Source organism: Aminobacter sp. BA135 (assembly GCF_050859125.1).
GTDB classification, from domain to species: Bacteria; Pseudomonadota; Alphaproteobacteria; order Rhizobiales; family Rhizobiaceae; genus Aminobacter; species Aminobacter ciceronei.
In genome coordinates this window covers 518,226-537,139 of sequence record NZ_CP139572.1, presented here as the reverse complement: position 1 = coordinate 537,139, position 18,914 = coordinate 518,226, and the positions used below count along the sequence as shown (strand labels likewise).

Here is an 18,914-nt window from a genome sequence, read left to right as displayed (position 1 = left end):
AAGGAGGAGATCTAAGAGAGGTTTCTCAAACGTAGCTTATTAGAAAATGCTCATGTCTTGCCTGCTACTTCATTCCCCGAGAGCGCCGACAGGAACCCCTCCCTGTACTTAAAAATTTAGCTATCTCGTTGACTCGACGTATTCAGAAGAAATTACCCAAGTGTAAATGCCGGCAACGCTGCCAAGGATCCGGGTCATCAGTACTTGTACGACAAGAGTCATTCGCGCCGCGCAAGCAATGTGCGAAAGATAAGCCGTCGGTATTGAGAATGATCCGCTTAAGATAAACCAGTACTCTTGCAAGATCACTGGTCAGTTGAATCCGGCTAGATCCTAGTCGGCACCGATCCATGTAAGCCGCCGCTGACAGTCGAATCCGCTGCATTTTCGGCTTTTTCGCACGGTTGCTGCCCGGTGACTCAAGGGAAAGGCGGCTATCGATCTGCCTCATTCTTGCCACAGGTGGCGGTCGACTTGTTAGAGTTCAGAGGTCGATGCGCTGCGAAATTCCGCAGAGTCGTGCAAATTTTTTTGCGGTTTGACGCCGAAGTTGACCTTGAGTCACGCGATCGGCGGTGGTGTCTGCGCGCGCCGGTTGTGAGCCGGTTTTGCCATTCGCCGGACAAGGGGAATCATCGCTTGCTACACTTGACGCCGGTCGCGCGCTGGCTGCTTCCCTTAGTTGAATCCGCGCACGTTTTACTTCCTGTCTAGTTGCAGAACGCATCGTCGCTGGCCGCCGAGGACGCTTTGTGCACAAATGAAAATGCCGCCTGGGCCGTTCCCACACGAATGAATGGCGTCGTTGAAAGTTTGTACACAAACGAAAAAGGCGCCGACTTTGGCCGACGCCTTCACAAGATGGATGCTGGTGGTACCAGCTCGCGGCTAGCTTAGCCGATGCGCTGGCCGCTCTTCGGATTGAATACATGCAAGTCGGCAGCACTTACCGACAGCCGGACGGTGTCGTCAGGCTTCACCGCGACCCGCCCCATGGCAAAGACACACGCCTGCTGGCCGGCAAGCCTGGCATAAAATTGCGTCGACAGGCCGAGAGGCTCGACCACCTCGACCCGCACGGCGATGCCGCCATCGCCGGCGACGCGCATATGCTCGGGCCGCAACCCTATCGTTACCTCGTCACCGTCGGCAACCGGCAGGCTGGCCAGTACGGGCAGGCGCTGGCCGTCGCTCAGGACGGCCGCTGCATCATCGCCCGTCCGCGTGACAGTCGCCGGCAGGAAGTTCATGCCCGGCGAGCCGATGAAGCCGGCAACGAAAGCGTTGGCGGGCCGGTCGTAGAGGTCGAGCGGCGCGCCGACCTGCTGGACGACGCCATCATGCATGACGACGATACGGTCGGCCATCGTCATTGCCTCGACCTGGTCGTGGGTGACATAGACCGATGTCGTCTTGAGCTGCTGGTGCAGTGCCTTGATTTCGGTGCGCATATGCACGCGCAGCTTGGCATCCAGGTTGCTGAGCGGCTCGTCGAACAGGAACACCTTAGGGTCGCGCACGATGGCGCGGCCCATTGCGACGCGCTGGCGCTGGCCGCCGGAGAGCTGGCGCGGCAGACGCGCCAACAGCTTGTCGAGGCCGAGCCGGTTCGCCGCGCCATTGACCCTGGTGTCGATCGCGCCCTTCTCGGCCTTTCGAAGCGCCAGGCTGAAGCCCATGTTCGACGCGACGTTCATGTGCGGATAGAGCGCATAGGACTGGAACACCATGGCGATGTCGCGGTCCTTGGGCGCGACGTCGTTGACGACGCGCTCGCCAATGCGGATCTCACCCGCCGAAACCTCTTCCAGACCGGCGATCATTCTCAGCAAGGTCGACTTGCCGCAACCGGAGGGGCCGACGAGCACCACGAACTCGCCGTCTGAAATTTCGAGGTCAACGGCCTGGAGCACGTTGAGCGAACCGTAATCCTTTTGGACCTTGTTGAGTGTAACCGAAGCCATGGTCCTACCCTTTGACGGCGCCGGCGGTCAGGCCGGTCACAAGATAGCGTTGCAGGAATGCGAAGAAGATGCAGACCGGGATGAGCGCCAGGATCGACGCCGCCATCATCTGTCCCCAGTCGACGGCGAATTTGCCGATGAAGGTGAGCAGTCCGACGGCGAAGGTCTTCTGGCCCTCGCTGGAGATCAGCATCAGCGCGAACAGAAGTTCGCTCCACGCCGCGGTGAAGACGAAGCCGAGCGTCGCCCCCATGCCGGGCAGCGTCAGCGGGATGATGATGCGGCGCAAAGCCTCGAAGCGGGTGCAGCCGTCGATCATCGCCGCTTCCTCCAGGTCTTTCGGTATGCCGTCGAAGAAGGATTGCATCAGGAAGGTCGCGAAGGCGGTGTTGAAGGCGGTGTAGATGATGATCAGCCCGGTCAGGCTGTTGGTCAGGCCGATCTCGCCCATGATGCGGTAGATCGGCGGGATGACCATCACCAGCGGGAAGGTCTGCGTCAGCAAAAGGGCTATCGCCACCGTCGTCTTGCCACGGAAGGAGAAGCGCGACATGGCGTAGCCGGCGCCCGAGGCGATGACGGTCACCAGGATGGCCGTGGTCACGGAGACCAGCACGCTGTTGAAGAAATAGAGCGGAAAATCGCTGGCCTTCAGCACCGTGGCATAGTTCTCGAAGGTCGTCGCCGACGGCCACAGCGTGATGCCTTCGGAATAGAGCAGCGACTGCGGCGTCACCGAGATCTTCAGCGTCCAGTAGATCGGAAACAGCGCGAAGATGACGTAGGCAGCAATGGCGCCGTAGAGCCCGATACCGCCGAGCAGGCGCGCGGAATTGGAGCGTCCGGCAATCATCACGAGTACCTCGCGAGCGAGCGGCGGATGCCGATCAGCACCACCGCATAGACGATGAGAAGGATGAGCAGCAGCACTGCCACCGCCGAGGCGTAACCCTTGTCGAGCGACTTGAAGGCGCTGACATAGATGTAGGTGGCGACCGTGTTGGTCGAGCCGGCCGGTCCGCCCGAGGTCATGACGAAGATCAGGTCGGCGAAGGTCGCGATCCAGATCGTGCGCAGCATGACGGTGATGGCTATTGTCGGCGCCAGGAACGGCAGCGTCACTTTGGAAAAGCGCTGCCATGGCGAGGCGCCGTCGATGGCCGCGGCCTCGTGCAGCTCGGACGGGATCGACTTCAGTGCCGCCAGAAGCGTGATGGCGAAGAACGGGATGCCGAACCAGACATTGGCGATGATCGGCCCCCACATGGCGATCTTGGGGTCGGCCAGGATGTTGCTCGGCTCGGCCATGATGCCCATGGCGTAGAGCCAATGTGGCAGCGGCCCGACGATCGGGTTGAACAACCAGGCCCAGGTGAGGCCGGACAGGAAGGATGGTACCGCCCAGGGCAGGAACACCACCGCCTGCACCACCTTGCGGCCCCAGAACGGCCGGTCGAGCAGGAGCGCCAGGCCGAGTCCGAGGAAGAACTGGAAGAACAGGCTGCCGACGGTCCACCACAGGGTGTTGACCAGCGCTTGGGCAAGCAGCGGATCGGAAAACAGTGCCTGGTACTGGCCGAGGCCGACATATTCGGACTTGAAGGCCGAGAATTTACGAAACGAATAGCTGATGCCGATGATCAGCGGCACGAGCAGCACCGTGACCAGCAGGATCAGGGCTGGGCTGAGATAAAGCCACGGCTCGAAGCCGGGCAGGACGGAACCCCTGCGCCCCGCCTTGCGGGGCGAACTCGATTCGGCGACTGCAGTGGTCATGGGCGACGCTTTCGGGCGATGCTTTCGGCATGGCGAAAAGATCGCCCCCTCGCGCGCGACCTCGTCTCCAAGGGGAGAAAGGGCTTGGCGGCGATGCCGGCATGACCGCGAAACGCGGTCGCGAGGGGGCAGCAAAGGAGCCCTGGCGACAGGGCAGGGTTGGCGGGACATCGCTGCCCCGCCATGGCCGTTACTTCTTGCTTTTGGCCATCCAGTCCTGCTGTTCCTTGGTCAGAAACGCAGCCCACTCGTCGGCGATGTCCTTGGCCGTGCGCTGGCCGAGGAGCACCTCCTGGACATTCTTGACCGAGACCTGGTCATAGAAGTTGCCGAGGTTTTCGAGATGCACCGGCGGCGTCACGAACTCGAACTTGTCGGGATTGTTCAGCTCCTCGAACCAGCCCCTGAACTGCTCGGTCTTGAAGTGCGGATCGTCGGCGGCGCTGTTGTGGATCGGCAGCACGCCGACTTCCTTGGCCCAGCCGATATTGTTTGCCGGCGAAAGCAGCGTCGACATCAGCTTCCAGGCGTCGTCCTTGACCTTGGAACTGGCGAACATCGACCACCCGGCATAGCCGAGCGTCGGATAGGATTTTCCAGACGGACCGGCCGGCATCGGGGCCACGGCGAAGTCTTCCGCCTTCATCTTTTCGGCGATGCCGATCAGCGCGTCCGGATCCTGGTCGAGCATGGCGCATGTGCCGGAGTAGAAGCCGGTGACGATCTCGTTGAAGCCCCAGCTGACGCTGTCCTTGGGCGCGTAGCCTTCCTTGTAGATGTCGGCCAGCATCTGCAGGCCCTTGACCGAGCCTTCCTCGTTGATGGTCGAAGTGCCGTCCTCGTTGAAGTAGCCGCCCTTGCCGTTGGCGATGTTCATGAACATCTGCACGCCGTTGAAGCCGCCGGGGCCGCCGCGCATGCAGTAGCCATACTTGCCTGGAATGGCTGAGATCTTCTTGTTGGCGTCCATGAACTCGTCGAGCGTCGTCGGCGCATGGTCGAGGCCGGCTTCCTTGAACAGCTTCTTGTTCCAGAACATGGCGCGCAGGTAGTAGCCGTAGGGAAGCATGTACTGCTTGCCGTCGACGACGGAACCGAACTGCTTGGCGCGGTCGCCGAGCGTTGCGGCGTCACCCCACTTGGCCATGTAGGGCGTGAGATCCTCGAGCTGGCCGTTGGTGCCGTAGAGGCCGAGCCAGCGCTCGGGCATCTCGACGATGTCGGGCGTGTCGCCGGCCTGGACCATGGTCAGGAATTTTTCGAACGCCTGACCCCAGGGCAGCGAGACGAGCTCTACCTTGATGCCCGGATTGGCGGTCTCGAATTCGGCGATCTGCTTTTTCAGGAATTCGGTGCGCGGCGGGCTGGTGATGACCTCCACCATCTTGATTGTCGAGTCGGCGAGCGCCGACCCCGCCGACAATGCGAGGCCCATGGCCGCCGCGAACAACACTCCGTACTTCTTCATTCCAGTCACTCCCATTCTTGGATCTTGAAGTTATTTTCTTGTTGCACTCTCGAAGGCCCGACTGACGTCGGCCCAAAGATCCTCCACGTTTTCCAGCCCGATATTCAGCCTGATGGTTCGCGGGCTGACCCCGAACCGGCCGATCGAATTGGCATCCGGCGTCTGCTGCAGCGAGGCGAGCGCCGGCACCACGAGGCTTTCGTGACCGCCCCAGCTGACGCCGATGCGGAACAGTTTCAGCGCGTCGGTGAAGGCAGGCACGTCGATGTCGTCGGTCACCTCGAAGGAGAACAGGCCGGAATAGCCAGTGAGCGTCTTCTTGCCCGGATGGTTGGAGAAGGCGGGGTGGTTGACGCGCTCGACACCGCCGTGGCCCTTCAGCCGTTCGGCAATCGTCAGCGCGCTCTTCATGTGGTGCGGCAGGCGCAAAGGCAGCGTGCGCAGGCCGCGCAGCAAGAGCCACGCCTCGAAAGGCGACAGCTTGGCGCCGAGATAGGGATAGGTGCGCTCGTTGATGCGGCGGATGTGCTCGGCCGAGCCGGCGACGACGCCGGCAACTGTGTCGCTGTGGCCGCCGAGATATTTCGATGCCGAATGCATGACCACGTCGACGCCGTGCAGGATCGGCTTCTGGAACAGCGGCGTCGCCCACGAATTGTCGATGACGGTGACGATGCCTTGCGCCTTGGCGAGTGCCGTCAACACCTCGAGGTCCTGCAGCTCGAACATCATCGAGGTCGGGCTTTCGAGATAGAGCATCGCCGCGCCCGGCAGTGCTGCCTTCACCGCGTCCGGGTCGGAGCCGTCGACATAATCGACCTTGATGCCGAGATGCGGCAACAGCCGCTCGAACAGGCGGTAGGCGTCGCCGTAGCAGTTGCGGATGGCGACGATGCGCTGACCCGCGCCGACAAAGGCGAGTACGGTCGAGCTGATTGCCGCCATGCCGCTGGAAAATCCGCGCGCCGCCTCGGCCCCTTCAAGGGCGGCGATCTTGCTCTCGAATTCCATGACCGTCGGGTTGTTGCCGCGCGAATAGATCGGCTTGGTGCTGCGCCCGGCAAACACGTCCGCCATCTCGGCATAGCTGTCGAAAGTGAACAACGATGTCTGGTAGATCGGCGGAACCACAGCGCCGCCGGGGAACGGCTCGTCATGGGCCAGCAAGGTCGCCGCCTCGGCTATGAAATCGCGCTCGAACTCGCTGTTCATTTGTATCCCGCACGTTTGAGATTGGCGTCGCCGCGGCGAAGGTCGGCCTCGACGGTGGCAATCAGTTTCAGCGCTTCGCCGCGCGCTCCTTCGGCGTCGCCAGCCGCAATCCGCTCGTAGACCGTGCGGTGATAGGGAAAGCTGGCGTGGCCGAAATCGCGGACGCCGAGCGGATGCTCCCAGAAACGGTGGAACAGCTCATGCATTGCCGAGATGATCTGTTCGAACAGCGGATTGCCCGACACGCGGTAGATCGCCTGGTGGAAATCCCAGTCTTCGTCCGAGGACATGCCGGCGCGGGCATGGAAGGCTTCTTCCATGACCTCGAGCTTCTGGCGGATGATCTCGACTTCGGCCGGACCGGCGCGCAGGGCGCACAGGGCGGCGGCTTCGGCCTCGAGGCCACGGCGGATTTCCAGCGTGTGCATCAGGCTTTCGAAGTCGTTGCCCGAGGCAAATGTCAGCGGCAGATGCAGCATGTCGCGCGATACCGCCGCCTTGAGATAGGTGCCGCTGCCCTGGCGACGTTCCACCAAGCCAAGTCCTTCCCAGCGCGTCAGCGCCTCGCGCACGGTGGTGCGGCTGACCTTCAGCCGCTCCGACAGGACGCGCTCGGTCGGCAACCGGTCGCCGGGCTTCAGCTCTTCGTGGATGACGAAATCTGCCAGCACGTTGAGGACTGCATCATCGCGCGCAGTGGCTTGGAGGGGGGGCAGGTCGAGCACGTCGCGGCCTTCAAATGGTACAATGGTCAGACCAATTTCTGCATGGCCAGTTGCGGCTGTCAATCGCGAATGTCAGGAAAGTTCAGGAGCGACTTGCCGGACACCGGTCGTGGGCAACTGATACAAGGCATCTGGCGATGCTGGATGCCGCGTCGAGATGAGTGTTGTCGACGGTCGTGGTCAACTGGCCGGTGGGGTCATCTTCGCAATGTTTTCAAAGCCTTGCGGACAATGCGATGCACAATAGGCCTTCTCCGAGGTCGGAGAGCGGCCTATTGCGACAAGACAGTCAGCTGGGCGACGAGGGTCGTAGCATCGGAAAACGCAGGCACGGCCTGGCGCCCGCGCGACAGCTGATGTTTTCAGGCGTAGCGCGACAGAGCGAGGTCGGAGACGTCGATCTCGGGACGCACGCCGCCGATCATGTCGGCCAGCACCCGGCCCGAACCGCAGGCCATGGTCCAGCCCAGCGTGCCGTGGCCGGTGTTGAGGTAGAAGTTGTCGAACTTGGTGCGTCCGATGACCGGCGTACCATCCGGCGTCATCGGCCTCAGCCCGCTCCAGAAGGTGGCGCGGCTCTGGTCGGCGGCGCCGCCGAACAGGTCCTCGACCGAGAACTGCAGCGTCGCCTTGCGCGACGGCGACAGGTCGGTGTTGAAGCCGGCGATCTCGGCCATGCCGCCGACGCGGATACGGTCGCCGAGGCGGGTAATGGCGATCTTGTAGGTATCGTCCATGATCGTCGACACCGGCGCCTTGCTCTCGTCGACGATAGGCACGGTGATCGAATAGCCCTTGACCGGATAGACCGGGACCCGGAGGCCCAGCGGCTTGACGAAGGACGGCGTGAAGCTGCCGAGTGCGCCGACGAACATGTCGGCCTCGACATCGCCTTCCGAGGTGCGGACGGCGACGATGCGCTTGCCTTCCTGGCGCAGGCTTTCCAGCTTCACATTGTAGCGGAATTCGACGCCGAGCTGTTCCGCGAGTTTGGCCAGCTCGTTGGTGAACTTGAAGCAGTCGCCGGTCTCGTCATTCGGCAGGCGCAGGCCACCGGCGATCTTCTCGCGCACCGGCGCCAGACCCGGTTCGGCACCAACGCAGCCGGCGGGATCGAGCACTTCATAAGGAACACCGTCGCTCTGCAGCACCTCGATGTCCTTTGCCATGCCGTCGAGCTGCTTCTGGTAGCGGAACAGCTGCAACGTGCCCTGCGTGCGATGATCGTACTGGATGCCGGTGTCGTCGCGCAGTGAAATCAGCTGGTCGCGGCTGTATTCGGCAAGCCGCACCATGCGGCTCTTGTTGAGCGCATAGCGGGCCGAGGTGCAGTTGCGCAGCATCGCCGTCACCCAGCGCCAGGTCGAGACGTCGAGCATCGGCTGGATGATCAGCGGCGCGTGCTTCATGAACAGCCACTTCATCGCCTTCTGCGGAATGCCGGGGGCGGCCCAGGGCGAGGCATAGCCGGGCGAAATCTCGCCGGCATTGGCAAAGCTGGTTTCCAGCGCCGGGCCGGCCTGGCGGTCGAGCACAGTCACCTTGTGACCCTGCTTGGCCAGGTAGTAGGCGGAGGTGACGCCGATGACACCGGCACCCAGAATGACTATGCGCATGATTGCCCCTGTAGTTTAGCGCTCTGCCGGGCTGAGGTAGCGGCGTCTGTAGCGCCGGCCCAAGCTGGTCAGGATTTCGTAGGAAATGGTGCCGGCATCCGACGCGATCATTTCGAGCGTCTGGTGCGGGCCGATCAGTTCGACCATGTCGCCAAGCTTCAATGTTCCGGCCGGCAAGCCGGTGACGTCGAGAATGATGCTGTCCATCGACACGCGCCCGACGATCGGCAGGCGCACGTCACCGAACCAGGCAGCGCCTGAATTGCTGAGATGGCGCGGCAGGCCGTCGGCATAACCTGCGGCGATGGTGGCGAGCAGCATTTCGGACCTGGCGACGAAGCTTGCCCCATAGCCCACCTCGGCACCCGCCGTCACGGTGCGGGTCTGGACGACGCCGACGTCGAGGCGGACCACCTGCTGCATCGGATTGACGCCCTCGCCGAGCGGCGCGCCGCCATAGAGCGCTATGCCCGGGCGGGCGAGATCGCCATGAAAATCGTCGCCCAGGAAGATGCCGGCGGAATTGGCAAAGGACAGCTTGGCATCGGGGAAGCGTGCGCGCACGTCCCGCATGCGTCCGAGCTGGCGGGCGTTGGCATCATGCGCCGGCTCGTCGCCGCAGGCGAGATGGCTCATCACGATGTCGATGCGGATGCCGTCGAGCCGGTGTGGTTCGGCGAGCAGCGTTTCCAGCTCCTGCGGCTCGAGCCCGAGCCGCGACATGCCGGTGTCGGCCTGGAGTGCTGCCGCCAACGTAACGTTGCGCGCCCTTGATGTGGCCGACCAGTTGGCGACCTGTTCGAGCGAGTTCAGCACCGGCACCACGCCGAGGTCGGCGCAATCGGCCTCGCTGCCCGGCATCAGACCGTTGAGCACCAGGATGCGTGCGTCAGCAGTGAGATGCGGCTTCAGCCTGACCGCTTCGATGAAATGGGCGACGAAGAAGTCGCGGCACCCGGCGGCGTATAGAGCCGGAGCGACCTCGGCCACGCCGAGCCCATAGGCATCGGCCTTGACCACCGCCGCGGTCCTTTCAGGCGCGTTGCGCTGGCTCAGCTGCCGATAGTTCTCGACCAGAGCGTCGAGATCGATGGTCAGCACGCCGCATGCCGCACGGCTCTCGATGTCGCTTTGCACGCCCATTGTCATATCACGAAATTGTCCTCACCTTGTCAGAAGAATATCGCAATGATCGGCGAAAATCTTGCCAATGTGATGACGATCATGCGAACTGTGCGCAATCTGTGCAATTTTCGAAGCGTTGTTGAAAGGAACTGCGATGCCCTCTCTGGACGCCATCGACCGCGGCATCATCCGGGCATTGCGCGCCAATGCGCGCGTCAGCAATGCCAGCCTCGCGGCCGAGGTTGGCCTGTCGCCATCGGCCTGTCTCAGACGGGTGCAGTTGCTGGAGCAGGAAGGGGTCATCAGGGGCTACACCGCGATCATCGGCAATGCCGCCGCCGACGAGGGCATCGCCGTGATCGTCCAGATCACGCTGGAGCGGCAGACCGAGGAGTATTTCAACCGCTTCGAGCTCGCGGTGCGGCGCTACCCCGAGATCAAGGAGTGCTACCTGATGACCGGCGATTCCGACTATTTCCTGCGTGTCGAAGTGGCCAGTGCCGGCGATTTCGAGCGCGTGCACAAGGAGATCCTGTCGGCGCTGCCTGGCCTCGCCCGCATCCATTCGAGCTTCTCGATCCGCAACATCCTGCAGTCGAAACGGCCGAAGACGTCGTGAAGAAAAGCCGGCGCCCTGGTGGTGCGCCGGCTTTGTTGTCAGTGTCAGACGGCTGACTGGGTCACGAATTTGGTGACCAGATAGGCTTCGAGCGCTTCCGTGCCGCCTTCCGAACCGTAACCGCTGTCCTTGACGCCGCCGAACGGCGTTTCGGGCAGGGCAAGGCCGAGATGGTTGATCGTCAGCATGCCGGTTGCGATCTCGGCGCCGAGGTCGGTGACCGTCTTGTTCGACCTGGTGAAGGCATAGGCCGCGAGGCCGTAGGGCAGGCGGTTGGCCTCGGTGACGACATCCTCGAAGGTCCTGAACGGCATCACCAGCGCCACCGGGCCGAAGGGCTCCTCGTTCATGATGCGCATGTCGGTGCGCACGCCCGACAGCACCGTCGGCTCGAAATAGGAGCCCTTGTTGCCGATGCGCTTGCCGCCAGTCTCAAGTCTGGCGCCGTCGGCTACCGCCTCGGTGATCAGCTTTTCGACCGCTTCCAGCCGGCGTTCATTGACCAGCGGGCCCATGCGGCTGCTGGCCTCCAGGCCGTCGCCGACCTTCACGCCCTTGGCATGCTCGACGAACTTACCGAGGAAGCGGTCGTAGGCGCCTTCCTGGATCAGGAAGCGCGTCGGCGACACGCAGACCTGGCCGCCGTTGCGGAACTTCGACGCGGCGAGCGTCGCTGCGGCTGCGTCGACATCGGCGTCGTCGAACACCATCGCCGGCGCATGGCCGCCAAGCTCCATCGTCGCGCGCTTCATGTGGGTGCCGGCCAGCGCCGCCAGATGCTTGCCGACCGGCACCGAGCCGGTGAACGACACCTTGCGGATGACCGGATGCGGCACGAGGTAGCCGGAGATTTCGGGCGGGTTGCCATAGACGAGGTTGAGCACGCCGTCGGGCAGGCCGGCATCCCTGAACACGTCGGCGAGGCAGGCCGGCGACGCGGGCGTCTCTTCCGGCGGCTTGACGATGATCGAGCAGCCGGTGGCAAGGGCTGCGCCGATCTTGCGCGCCGCCTGCGAAATCGGGAAGTTCCAAGGCGTGAACGCTGCCACCGGACCGACCGGCTCCTTGACGACGATCTGCTGGATGCCGGGCGCACGGGCCGGAATGACGCGGCCATAGGTGCGGCGGCCTTCCTCGGCGAACCAGTCGAACAGGTCGGCTGAGGAGAGCACTTCCATCTTGGCCTCGGCGACCGGTTTGCCCTGTTCCTGGGTCAGAAGTGCGGCGATCGCATCGGCGCGTTCGCGCAACAGGTCTGCGGCGCGGCGCAGCACCTTGGAGCGGTCGTAGGGCGAAACCTTGCGCCAGATCTTGAAGCCGCGCTCGGCGGCGGCGAGTGCCCGGTCAAGGTCACCCTTGCCGGCCGAGGCGACCTTGCCGATCACCTCGTTGGTGGCTGGGTTGTAGACGTCGATAGTCCTGCCGCCTTCGGCAGCCGTCCATTTGCCATCGATGAACAATTTCACTTCGGGGTACATGCTGTGTCCTTGCTGGGTCGTTCGTGAGCGGGTGAAGATGGACAGGCGTCGCCGGGCGGCGGGTCACGCCTCGAATGGTGCGCTAGAGATAGGTTCGCTTCAGCTTCTGTGCCACCAGTTCGGCGATTGCCAGCGACGAGGTCAGCCCCGGGCTTTCGATGCCGAACAGATTGACCAGTCCACTGACGCCGTGGACCTCCGGGCCTTGGATGACGAAATCGGCAGCCGGCTCGCCGGGCCCGACAAGTTTGGGGCGGATGCCGCTGTAGGTCGCACTCAGGCTGTCGTCGGCGAGGCCGGGCCAATATTTGCGGATCTCGCCATAGAAGTGGTCGGCCCGTCGCGGATCGACCGCGTAGTCCTTGGTCTCGATCCACTCGACATCGGGCCCGAAGCGCATGCCGCCATTGAGGTCGAGCGTCAGATGCACGCCGAGCCCGCCCGGTTCAGGCACCGGATAGATCAGCCGTGAAAACGCCGGCTTGCCTGACACCGAGAAATAATTGCCCCGGGCATAAAGCAGCGCGGGCACGAATTTCGGGGCGAGCCCCGCCAGAGATGCGGCGAGCCTGTTCGCGCCAAGGCCGGCGGCGTTGACGACATGCCGTGCTGCGATCTCGAAACCTGCGCCGCTCGAGCTGTCCACTGTCTGCAGCACGAAACGGCCCGCTTCGATCCGGCCGGAAACGATCTCGGTGTTGAGGCTGAGAAAGGCGCCATGCTCCTCGGACTCACCGAGCAGCGACAGCATCAGTGCATGGCTGTCGACGATGCCGGTCGATGGCGACAGCACGGCGGCGTGGCAGGCAAGAGACGGCTCCATCGCTTGCGCCTCGGCGGCGTCGAGCAGCACGAGATCGTCGACGCCGTTGGCCCGAGCCTTGTCGATGATGCCTTTCAGCGTCGGCACCTGCTCCGGCAGCGTTGCCACGATCAGCTTGCCGCAGCGCTTGTGCGGAACGCCGCTCTCTGCGGCATAGGCGTAGAGCATGTCGCGGCCTTTGACGCACAGCTCGGCCTTCAGGCTGCCCTCGGGATAGTAGATGCCGGCGTGGATCACTTCCGAGTTGCGCGAACTGGTTTCGGTGCCGATGGCATCAGCCGCTTCGACGACGATCGTCTCCATGCCGCGCCGGCTGAGTTCCCGCGCCACGGCGAGACCAATGACGCCGGCGCCGGCGATGATGCAGTCGACCGTCTCCATGGTCAGCCGGCACTCCCGGTCGGCTTCAGCGCCGCGAGCTGCTCGATGATGGCCGAGCTTGCGCCGCGGATGTCGTCGACGATGGCGCGCTCGGCCCGGTCGGCGTCGCGGGCCTCGATGGCTAACAGGATCATGTGGTGATAGTCGATCATCGCCCGCCCGCCATGCTGGTAGGACGCCGCGATCATCGGCCCCATCTGCAGCCACAGCCGGTTGAGGATGCCGCGCAGCACGGTCATGCCGGCGATCTCGGCCAGCGCAAAATGGAAGGTCTGGTTCAGTTCCAGCGCCGCCGGCCAGTCCGCCGCGGCAATGGCCTGCTCGTTGCGCGTGACGAGTTCGCGCAGCCGCTCGATGTCCCTGGCCTCGGCCTTCAGCGCTGTCTCGCGCGCGGCAAGCCCCTCCAGCTTCATCCTGATCTGACGGATTTCGAGATAACGCTCCAGCGTCATGACAGGCACGCGTACTTCGCGCGCCGACTTCTGCACCAGCGCCTCGTCCTGGATCAGGCGCAGTATGGCATCGCGCACCGGTGTTACCGACGTACCCAGCGACTGCGCCAGGTCGCGGATGGTCAGCCGCGCATCGGGCGCGAAGCGTCCCTTGATCAGCGCGTCGGACAGCTGGCCGTAGACAATCTCGCCGAGATTGTCGTGCTCAACCATCTGCAAGGCGAAGCCTTCGGTCATCGGTTTCCTTCGCTCATCTGCTCATTGTCCGGCCTCGCATGGCGCCGGGTTCAGGTCGCGTGCCCCTTTGTCGGTACTGGGCAGCTGCGGCACCCTGGCCTTATCTGGCCTGCCCGTGCCGCTTCTCTGGCCCTTGACATTGGTCCACACGAAAAACATGATGCATCAAACAACAATTTGCGGATTTTGCAAGCGGCCGCTGACCGCGAACGCAAGATCATCGACATCGTCGCCCTGCCGGCGACGCTTCATTCAGTGAGGAACGACAATGGACAGCCAGCCGAATTCGCCCGAGGCGCGCGACAAGAAATTCCACATGCACGCCTACACCAATGCCCGCCGCCACCAAGAGGTCGGCCCGTTGATCATCGAAAAGGGCGACGGCATCTATGTCGAGGACATCTCGGGCAAGCGCTACATCGAGGCGATGTCGGGACTGTGGAGCGTCGGCGTCGGTTTCTCGGAGAAGCGTCTCGTCGATGCGGCGACGAAGCAGATGGCCAAGCTGCCCTACTATCACAGCTTCACCCACAAGGGTCACTCGCCGCTGATCGACCTCGCCGAGAAGCTGGTGACGATGGCGCCGGTGCCGATGAGCAAGGCGTTCTTCACCAATTCCGGATCCGAAGCCAACGATACGGCCATGAAGATGATCTGGTTTCGCTCCAATGCGCTCGGCCAGCCTGAGCGCAAGAAGATCATCTCACGCAAGCGCGCCTATCACGGCGTCACCATTGCTTCCGCCAGCCTCACCGGCCTGCCCAACAACCATCTGTCCTTCGACCTGCCGATCGCCAATGTGCTGCACACCTCGTCGCCACACCACTGGCGCGAGGCGCTGCCTGGCGAGACCGAGCAGCAGTTCTCGACCCGTCTCGCCGACGATCTGGAAAAGCTGATCCTCGCCGAGGGGCCCGAAACCATCGCCGCCATGTTCGGCGAGCCGGTCATGGGTGCCGGCGGCGTCGTCGTTCCGCCGGCGGGCTATTGGGAGAAGATCCAGGCCGTTCTCAAGAAGTACGACATCCTGCTCGTCGCCGACGAAGTCATCTGCGGCTTCGGCCGCACCGGCAACATGTTTGGCTCAGAGACCTACGCCATGCAGCCCGACATCATGGTCATGTCGAAGCAGATCTCGTCGTCCTATCTGCCGATCTCGGCGCTGATGATCAACGACAAGGTGTTCGAGCCGATCGCCGACGAAAGCAACCGCATCGGCACCTTCGGTCACGGCTTCACCGCCGGCGGTCATCCGGTCGCCGCCGCCGTTGCGCTCGAAAATCTCAAGATCATCGAGGAACGCAATCTGGTCGCCAACGCCCGCGAGGTCGGCGCCCACATGCAGAAGCGCCTGGCGAAAATCGCCGCGCACGATCTCGTCGGCGAGGTCCGCGGCGTCGCCCTCATCGGCGCCATGGAGCTGGTCACCGACAAGGCAACCAAGGCGCCATGGGGCTCCGCCGGCGCACTTGGCGGCCTGGTCAACGGCCTGCTGCAGCAGAATGGCATCATCTCCCGCAACATGGGTGACGCGCTTGCCTTCTGCCCGCCGCTGATCATCAACGACAAGCAGGTCGACGACATCTTCGACGCCGTCGAGAGGTCGCTCGACGAGGCAGCGAAGCAGGTCAAGGCCTGATCGCCGGTTCAACCAGGCAACAGCAAAAAGCCCGCCATCCGGCGGCCGCCAGACTGCTGACAAACCCCTGGCGAGAGTTGGGGGTTTGTGATTCAGTGTGTGATGTTGAAGCGAGCTGGCCCTGAACAAACCGCACTTGAGATCGTCACGCTTGATCAACTGGTTCCAGTTGATCACCTTCTGCGCAAGATCGATGGTGTTATCGATTTCTCGTTCATCCACGATCTGACAGCGCCGCTTTACTGCGCCGACAATGGTCGCCCGCCACTCGATCCGACCTTGATGTTCAAGGCGCTGTTCATCGGCTACCTGTTCGGGGTGCGCTCGGAGCGGCAATTGGTGCGAGAGATCGAGGTCAATGTCGCCTACCGGTGGTTCCTGCGGCTGAAGCTGACGGACAAGGTGTTCGACGCCTCGACATTGTCGCAGAACCGCCGCCGGCGCTACCAGGACGAGACGATCGCGCAGGCGATCTTCGACCGCATTGTCGAGCAGGCGATCGGGGCAGGCTTGGTCGACGGCACGGTGCTCTACACCGACAGCACGCACCTGAAGGCCAATGCCAACAAGGGCAAGTACGACCTTGCCATGGTCGCCAAGTCGCGTGCCGACTACTGGGGCGAACTCGACCGGGCGATCGATGCCGAACGGGCGCTGCACGGCCAGAAGGCGCTGAAGGAGCAGGAGCGGCAGCCTGCGGTGAAAGAGACGAAGGTCTCGCGCACCGATCCTGAGGCAGGCTATATGGTGCGCGAGGGCAAGCCGAAGGGCTTCTTTTATCTCGATCACCGCACGGTGGATGGCGGCTTGGGCATCATCACCGACACGTTTGCCACGCCGGCCAACGTGCATGACTCGATCGTCTATCTCGACCGGCTCGACCGCCAGGTGGAGCGTTTCGGCTTCGACGTCACGGCGGCGGGGCTGGATGCCGGCTATGCCACGCCAGGCATCGCCAAGGGCCTGGAGGACAGGAACATCCAGGGTGTCGTCGGCTATCGCAACCCGCCCCGGCCAAAGCCTGGCAAGATGAGGAAGGGCGCTTTCGTCCATGAGCCGGACCTTGACGGCTATCGTTGCCCGCAGGGCCAGTTGCTCACTTACGCCACCACCGATCGCGGCGGTTATCGCCACTACAAGAGCGACCCGACGATCTGCCGCAACTGTCCGCTGCTGGCGTCTTGCACATCAAACGCCAAGGCCGAGCGCACCATCACGCGCCATGTCTGGCAGGATGTCCGCGAGCGGGTCGATGCCAACCGCTTAACCGCATGGGGCAAGGCGATCTATCGACGCCGCAAGGAGACGGTCGAGCGATCCTTCGCCGATGCCAAGCAGCTCTTCGGCCATCGCTATGCACGCTTCCGAGGGCGAACACGCGTCGCCTGCCAGTGCCTGATCGCAGCCGCCGCCCAAAACATGAAAAAGATCGCAATCAGCCTCTGGCCAAAGCCAAAACCAAGCCTCGCATGAGGCCAAAGCGGGCTCGCAACGGCCCTGGCATCTGCTCCCCGAAATCAATCCAAAAGCTCAATCAACCCACAAAACAAAACCCCGCCGAAATTCGACGGGGTTCGTCAGCAGTCTGAGCCCGCCATCCGGCGGGCTTTTTTGTTTGGGCGCGCGGCAGGTATTCTCCCGCACACGGAGAGCAGGCAAAAGCTCTCAAACGTGCTGGCCGCCGTTGATATGGATTTCAGAGCCAGTGACATAGGAGGCCTGGCCCGAGCACAGGAAATAGATGATGTCGGCGACTTCCGACGTCAGGCCGAGCCGGCGCATCGGGATCGTCTCGACGATCTTGTCGGTCCCCGGCGACAGGATGGCAGTGTCGATCTCGCCGGGCGCAATGGCGTTGACACGGATGCCGTGCGGGCCGAAGTCGGCGGCCATCTCGCGGGTCAGCGCGCCAAGTGCTGCCTTGGACGTGGCATAGGCCGTGCCGGCAAAAGGATGGACGCGGGTGCCGGCGATTGAGGTCACGTTGACCACCGAGCCCTTGGCCGCCGCCAGTTCCTTGAACAGGCCGCGCGCCAGCATGATCGGCGCCAGGAAATTGACCTGGAACACGTCGCGCCAGACATGCATCGGCGTGTCGATCGAGTTCATCCGACCGCCGCCCTTGTGCTTGGGCGAGATGCCGGCGTTGTTGACGAGCGCATGCAGCAGTCCGCCTTCCTTCTCCAGCCGCTGGCGGATTTCGGAAACGGCGCTGCCGACATCACCCTGGTCGGCGAGGTCGACCTTGATGTGATCGTCCGGACCGGCCGGCCACGGGCAATCGTCTGAAAATGCCTGGCGCGAACAGGTGATGACGCGCCAGCCCTCGCGCGAAAAGCGCTTCACCGTCGCATGGCCGATGCCGCGGCTGGCTCCGGTCAAAACGATCGTCTTTCGCCCTTCGGTCTTCTCGGCCATCACATCCTCATCTCAAGCTTACGGCTTATGTAGCGGATGCACCTTGCCATTGCGAGGGGGCGCGGCTCTCGGCCGCGCTCGGCAGAGGCCTCGCCGCTTGACCGCGCCGGCCTGACGGGCGACTTCTAGGCCCCATGTCCATGACCTCGCGACGAGGAGGCTATCCGTGCAATTTACTGAAATCGGCGGCATCACGCTGCATCACCAGCTGATCGGCGGGCCTGCCAAAAAGCCGGTCTTCGTCTTCGTCAATTCGCTCGGCACCGACTTCCGCATCTGGCGTGACGTCATCATCCGCTTTGCCGGCGACTTCCCGATCGTCACCTACGACAAGCGCGGCCACGGCCTCTCCGATGTCGGCACGTCGCCATATCGGATGGACGATCACATCGGCGACCTCGAAGGCCTGCTCGATCATCTCAACGTCAGGAACGCCATCGTTGTCGGCCTTTCCGTCGGCGGCCTGATCGCGCAGGGGCTTTATGCCAGGAGGCCCGATCTCGTTCGCGCGCTGGTGCTTTGCGACACCGCCCACAAGATCGGCACCAACGACAGCTGGAACACGCGTATCGCCACCGTCGAAAAAGACGGCATCGAAGCGATCGTCGATGGCGTGATGAAGCTGTGGTTCACGCCTGCGTTTCACGAGCAGCGCAAGGAAGACCTCACCGGCTACCGCAACATGCTGACGCGCCAGCCTGTCGCCGGCTATGCCGGTACCTGTGCTGCCCTGCGCGATGCCGACTACACCGAGGCGGCCAAGGCGATTGCTGTGCCGACGCTCTGCGTCGTCGGCGATCATGACGGCTCGACGCCGCCGGCGCTGGTGCGCGCGCTGGCCGATCTCATCCCCGGCTCTCGCTTCAAGATCATCGACGGCGCCGGCCACATCCCTTGCGTAGAGAAGCCGGAAGAACTGACCGCTCTCATCAAGAACTTCGTCGCCCAGCTGCCGCCGCAATAGGCTGGCAGCCACCGGTG

General features: G+C 63.3%; 16 protein-coding genes. 4 read left to right on the top strand and 12 right to left on the bottom strand.

Annotated elements, in window-relative coordinates; all coding sequences use genetic code 11:
* Positions 1 to 893: 893 nt before the first annotated feature.
* From SLT36_RS02605 to alr, 8 genes are all read right to left on the bottom strand, one after another.
* Positions 894 to 1,964, bottom strand: a complete 1,071-nt coding sequence (locus SLT36_RS02605) for an ABC transporter ATP-binding protein (RefSeq protein ID WP_432285690.1) — start codon at positions 1,962 to 1,964, stop codon at positions 894 to 896.
* A gap of 4 nt (positions 1,965 to 1,968) precedes the next feature.
* On the bottom strand, positions 1,969 to 2,817 hold the full coding sequence (locus tag SLT36_RS02600) for a carbohydrate ABC transporter permease (RefSeq protein ID WP_182576069.1): 849 nt from the start codon (positions 2,815 to 2,817) through the stop codon (positions 1,969 to 1,971).
* A complete protein-coding gene (locus SLT36_RS02595) occupies positions 2,817 to 3,740 on the bottom strand; it encodes a carbohydrate ABC transporter permease (protein ID WP_432285689.1) in 924 nt (307 codons plus the stop codon). Before SLT36_RS02595 ends, SLT36_RS02600 begins: the two co-directional genes overlap by 1 nt.
* Positions 3,741 to 3,930: 190 nt before the next feature.
* The gene (locus SLT36_RS02590; RefSeq protein ID WP_432285688.1) at positions 3,931 to 5,208 is read right to left on the bottom strand and encodes an ABC transporter substrate-binding protein; all 1,278 of its coding nucleotides are present in this window, start codon (positions 5,206 to 5,208) and stop codon (positions 3,931 to 3,933) included.
* Positions 5,209 to 5,238: 30 nt separating this feature from the next.
* Positions 5,239 to 6,420, bottom strand: a complete 1,182-nt coding sequence (locus tag SLT36_RS02585) for a PLP-dependent transferase (protein WP_432285687.1) — start codon at positions 6,418 to 6,420, stop codon at positions 5,239 to 5,241.
* Complete coding sequence (locus tag SLT36_RS02580; protein ID WP_115729853.1) at positions 6,417 to 7,145, bottom strand: FadR/GntR family transcriptional regulator; 729 nt, start codon at positions 7,143 to 7,145, stop codon at positions 6,417 to 6,419. The genes SLT36_RS02585 and SLT36_RS02580 overlap by 4 nt, the downstream gene beginning before the upstream one ends.
* Before the next feature lie 362 nt (positions 7,146 to 7,507).
* Entirely contained in the window at positions 7,508 to 8,761 is a 1,254-nt protein-coding gene (locus SLT36_RS02575) for a D-amino acid dehydrogenase (RefSeq protein WP_432285686.1), read from the bottom strand.
* 15 nt (positions 8,762 to 8,776) lie between these two features.
* Entirely contained in the window at positions 8,777 to 9,910 is a 1,134-nt protein-coding gene (alr, locus tag SLT36_RS02570) for an alanine racemase (RefSeq protein ID WP_432285684.1), read from the bottom strand.
* 130 nt (positions 9,911 to 10,040) lie between these two features.
* On the opposite strand from alr, the gene SLT36_RS02565 reads away from it, so the two are divergent.
* Complete coding sequence (locus SLT36_RS02565; RefSeq protein WP_067955455.1) at positions 10,041 to 10,505, top strand: Lrp/AsnC family transcriptional regulator; 465 nt, start codon at positions 10,041 to 10,043, stop codon at positions 10,503 to 10,505.
* A gap of 44 nt (positions 10,506 to 10,549) precedes the next feature.
* On the opposite strand, the gene SLT36_RS02560 is transcribed toward SLT36_RS02565, so the two are convergent.
* The 3 genes from SLT36_RS02560 to SLT36_RS02550 all read right to left on the bottom strand — a co-directional run bounded on the left by SLT36_RS02560 (position 10,550) and on the right by SLT36_RS02550 (position 13,876).
* The gene (locus SLT36_RS02560; RefSeq protein ID WP_432285683.1) at positions 10,550 to 11,983 is read right to left on the bottom strand and encodes an NAD-dependent succinate-semialdehyde dehydrogenase; all 1,434 of its coding nucleotides are present in this window, start codon (positions 11,981 to 11,983) and stop codon (positions 10,550 to 10,552) included.
* Positions 11,984 to 12,065: 82 nt separating this feature from the next.
* Positions 12,066 to 13,187, bottom strand: coding sequence for an NAD(P)/FAD-dependent oxidoreductase (locus SLT36_RS02555; RefSeq protein ID WP_432285682.1), 1,122 nt, complete (start codon positions 13,185 to 13,187; stop codon positions 12,066 to 12,068).
* 2 nt (positions 13,188 to 13,189) lie between these two features.
* Positions 13,190 to 13,876 carry a GntR family transcriptional regulator gene (locus tag SLT36_RS02550; protein ID WP_067955451.1) on the bottom strand — a complete coding sequence of 229 codons (687 nt, stop codon included), beginning with the start codon at positions 13,874 to 13,876 and terminating at the stop codon, positions 13,190 to 13,192.
* 268 nt (positions 13,877 to 14,144) lie between these two features.
* On the opposite strand from SLT36_RS02550, the gene SLT36_RS02545 reads away from it, so the two are divergent.
* A complete protein-coding gene (locus SLT36_RS02545; protein WP_192319473.1) occupies positions 14,145 to 15,515 on the top strand; it encodes an aspartate aminotransferase family protein in 1,371 nt (456 codons plus the stop codon).
* A gap of 102 nt (positions 15,516 to 15,617) precedes the next feature.
* Positions 15,618 to 16,988, top strand: coding sequence for an IS1182 family transposase (locus SLT36_RS02540; protein WP_432285681.1), 1,371 nt, complete (start codon positions 15,618 to 15,620; stop codon positions 16,986 to 16,988).
* A gap of 192 nt (positions 16,989 to 17,180) precedes the next feature.
* Here the strand turns inward: SLT36_RS02540 and SLT36_RS02535 are convergent, their stop codons facing one another.
* Positions 17,181 to 17,933 carry an SDR family NAD(P)-dependent oxidoreductase gene (locus tag SLT36_RS02535; RefSeq protein ID WP_067955447.1) on the bottom strand — a complete coding sequence of 251 codons (753 nt, stop codon included), beginning with the start codon at positions 17,931 to 17,933 and terminating at the stop codon, positions 17,181 to 17,183.
* Between the two features lie 166 nt (positions 17,934 to 18,099).
* Between SLT36_RS02535 and pcaD the strand changes: the two genes are divergently transcribed.
* Positions 18,100 to 18,897 carry a 3-oxoadipate enol-lactonase gene (pcaD, locus tag SLT36_RS02530; RefSeq protein ID WP_432285680.1) on the top strand — a complete coding sequence of 266 codons (798 nt, stop codon included), beginning with the start codon at positions 18,100 to 18,102 and terminating at the stop codon, positions 18,895 to 18,897.
* Positions 18,898 to 18,914: the final 17 nt, after the last annotated feature.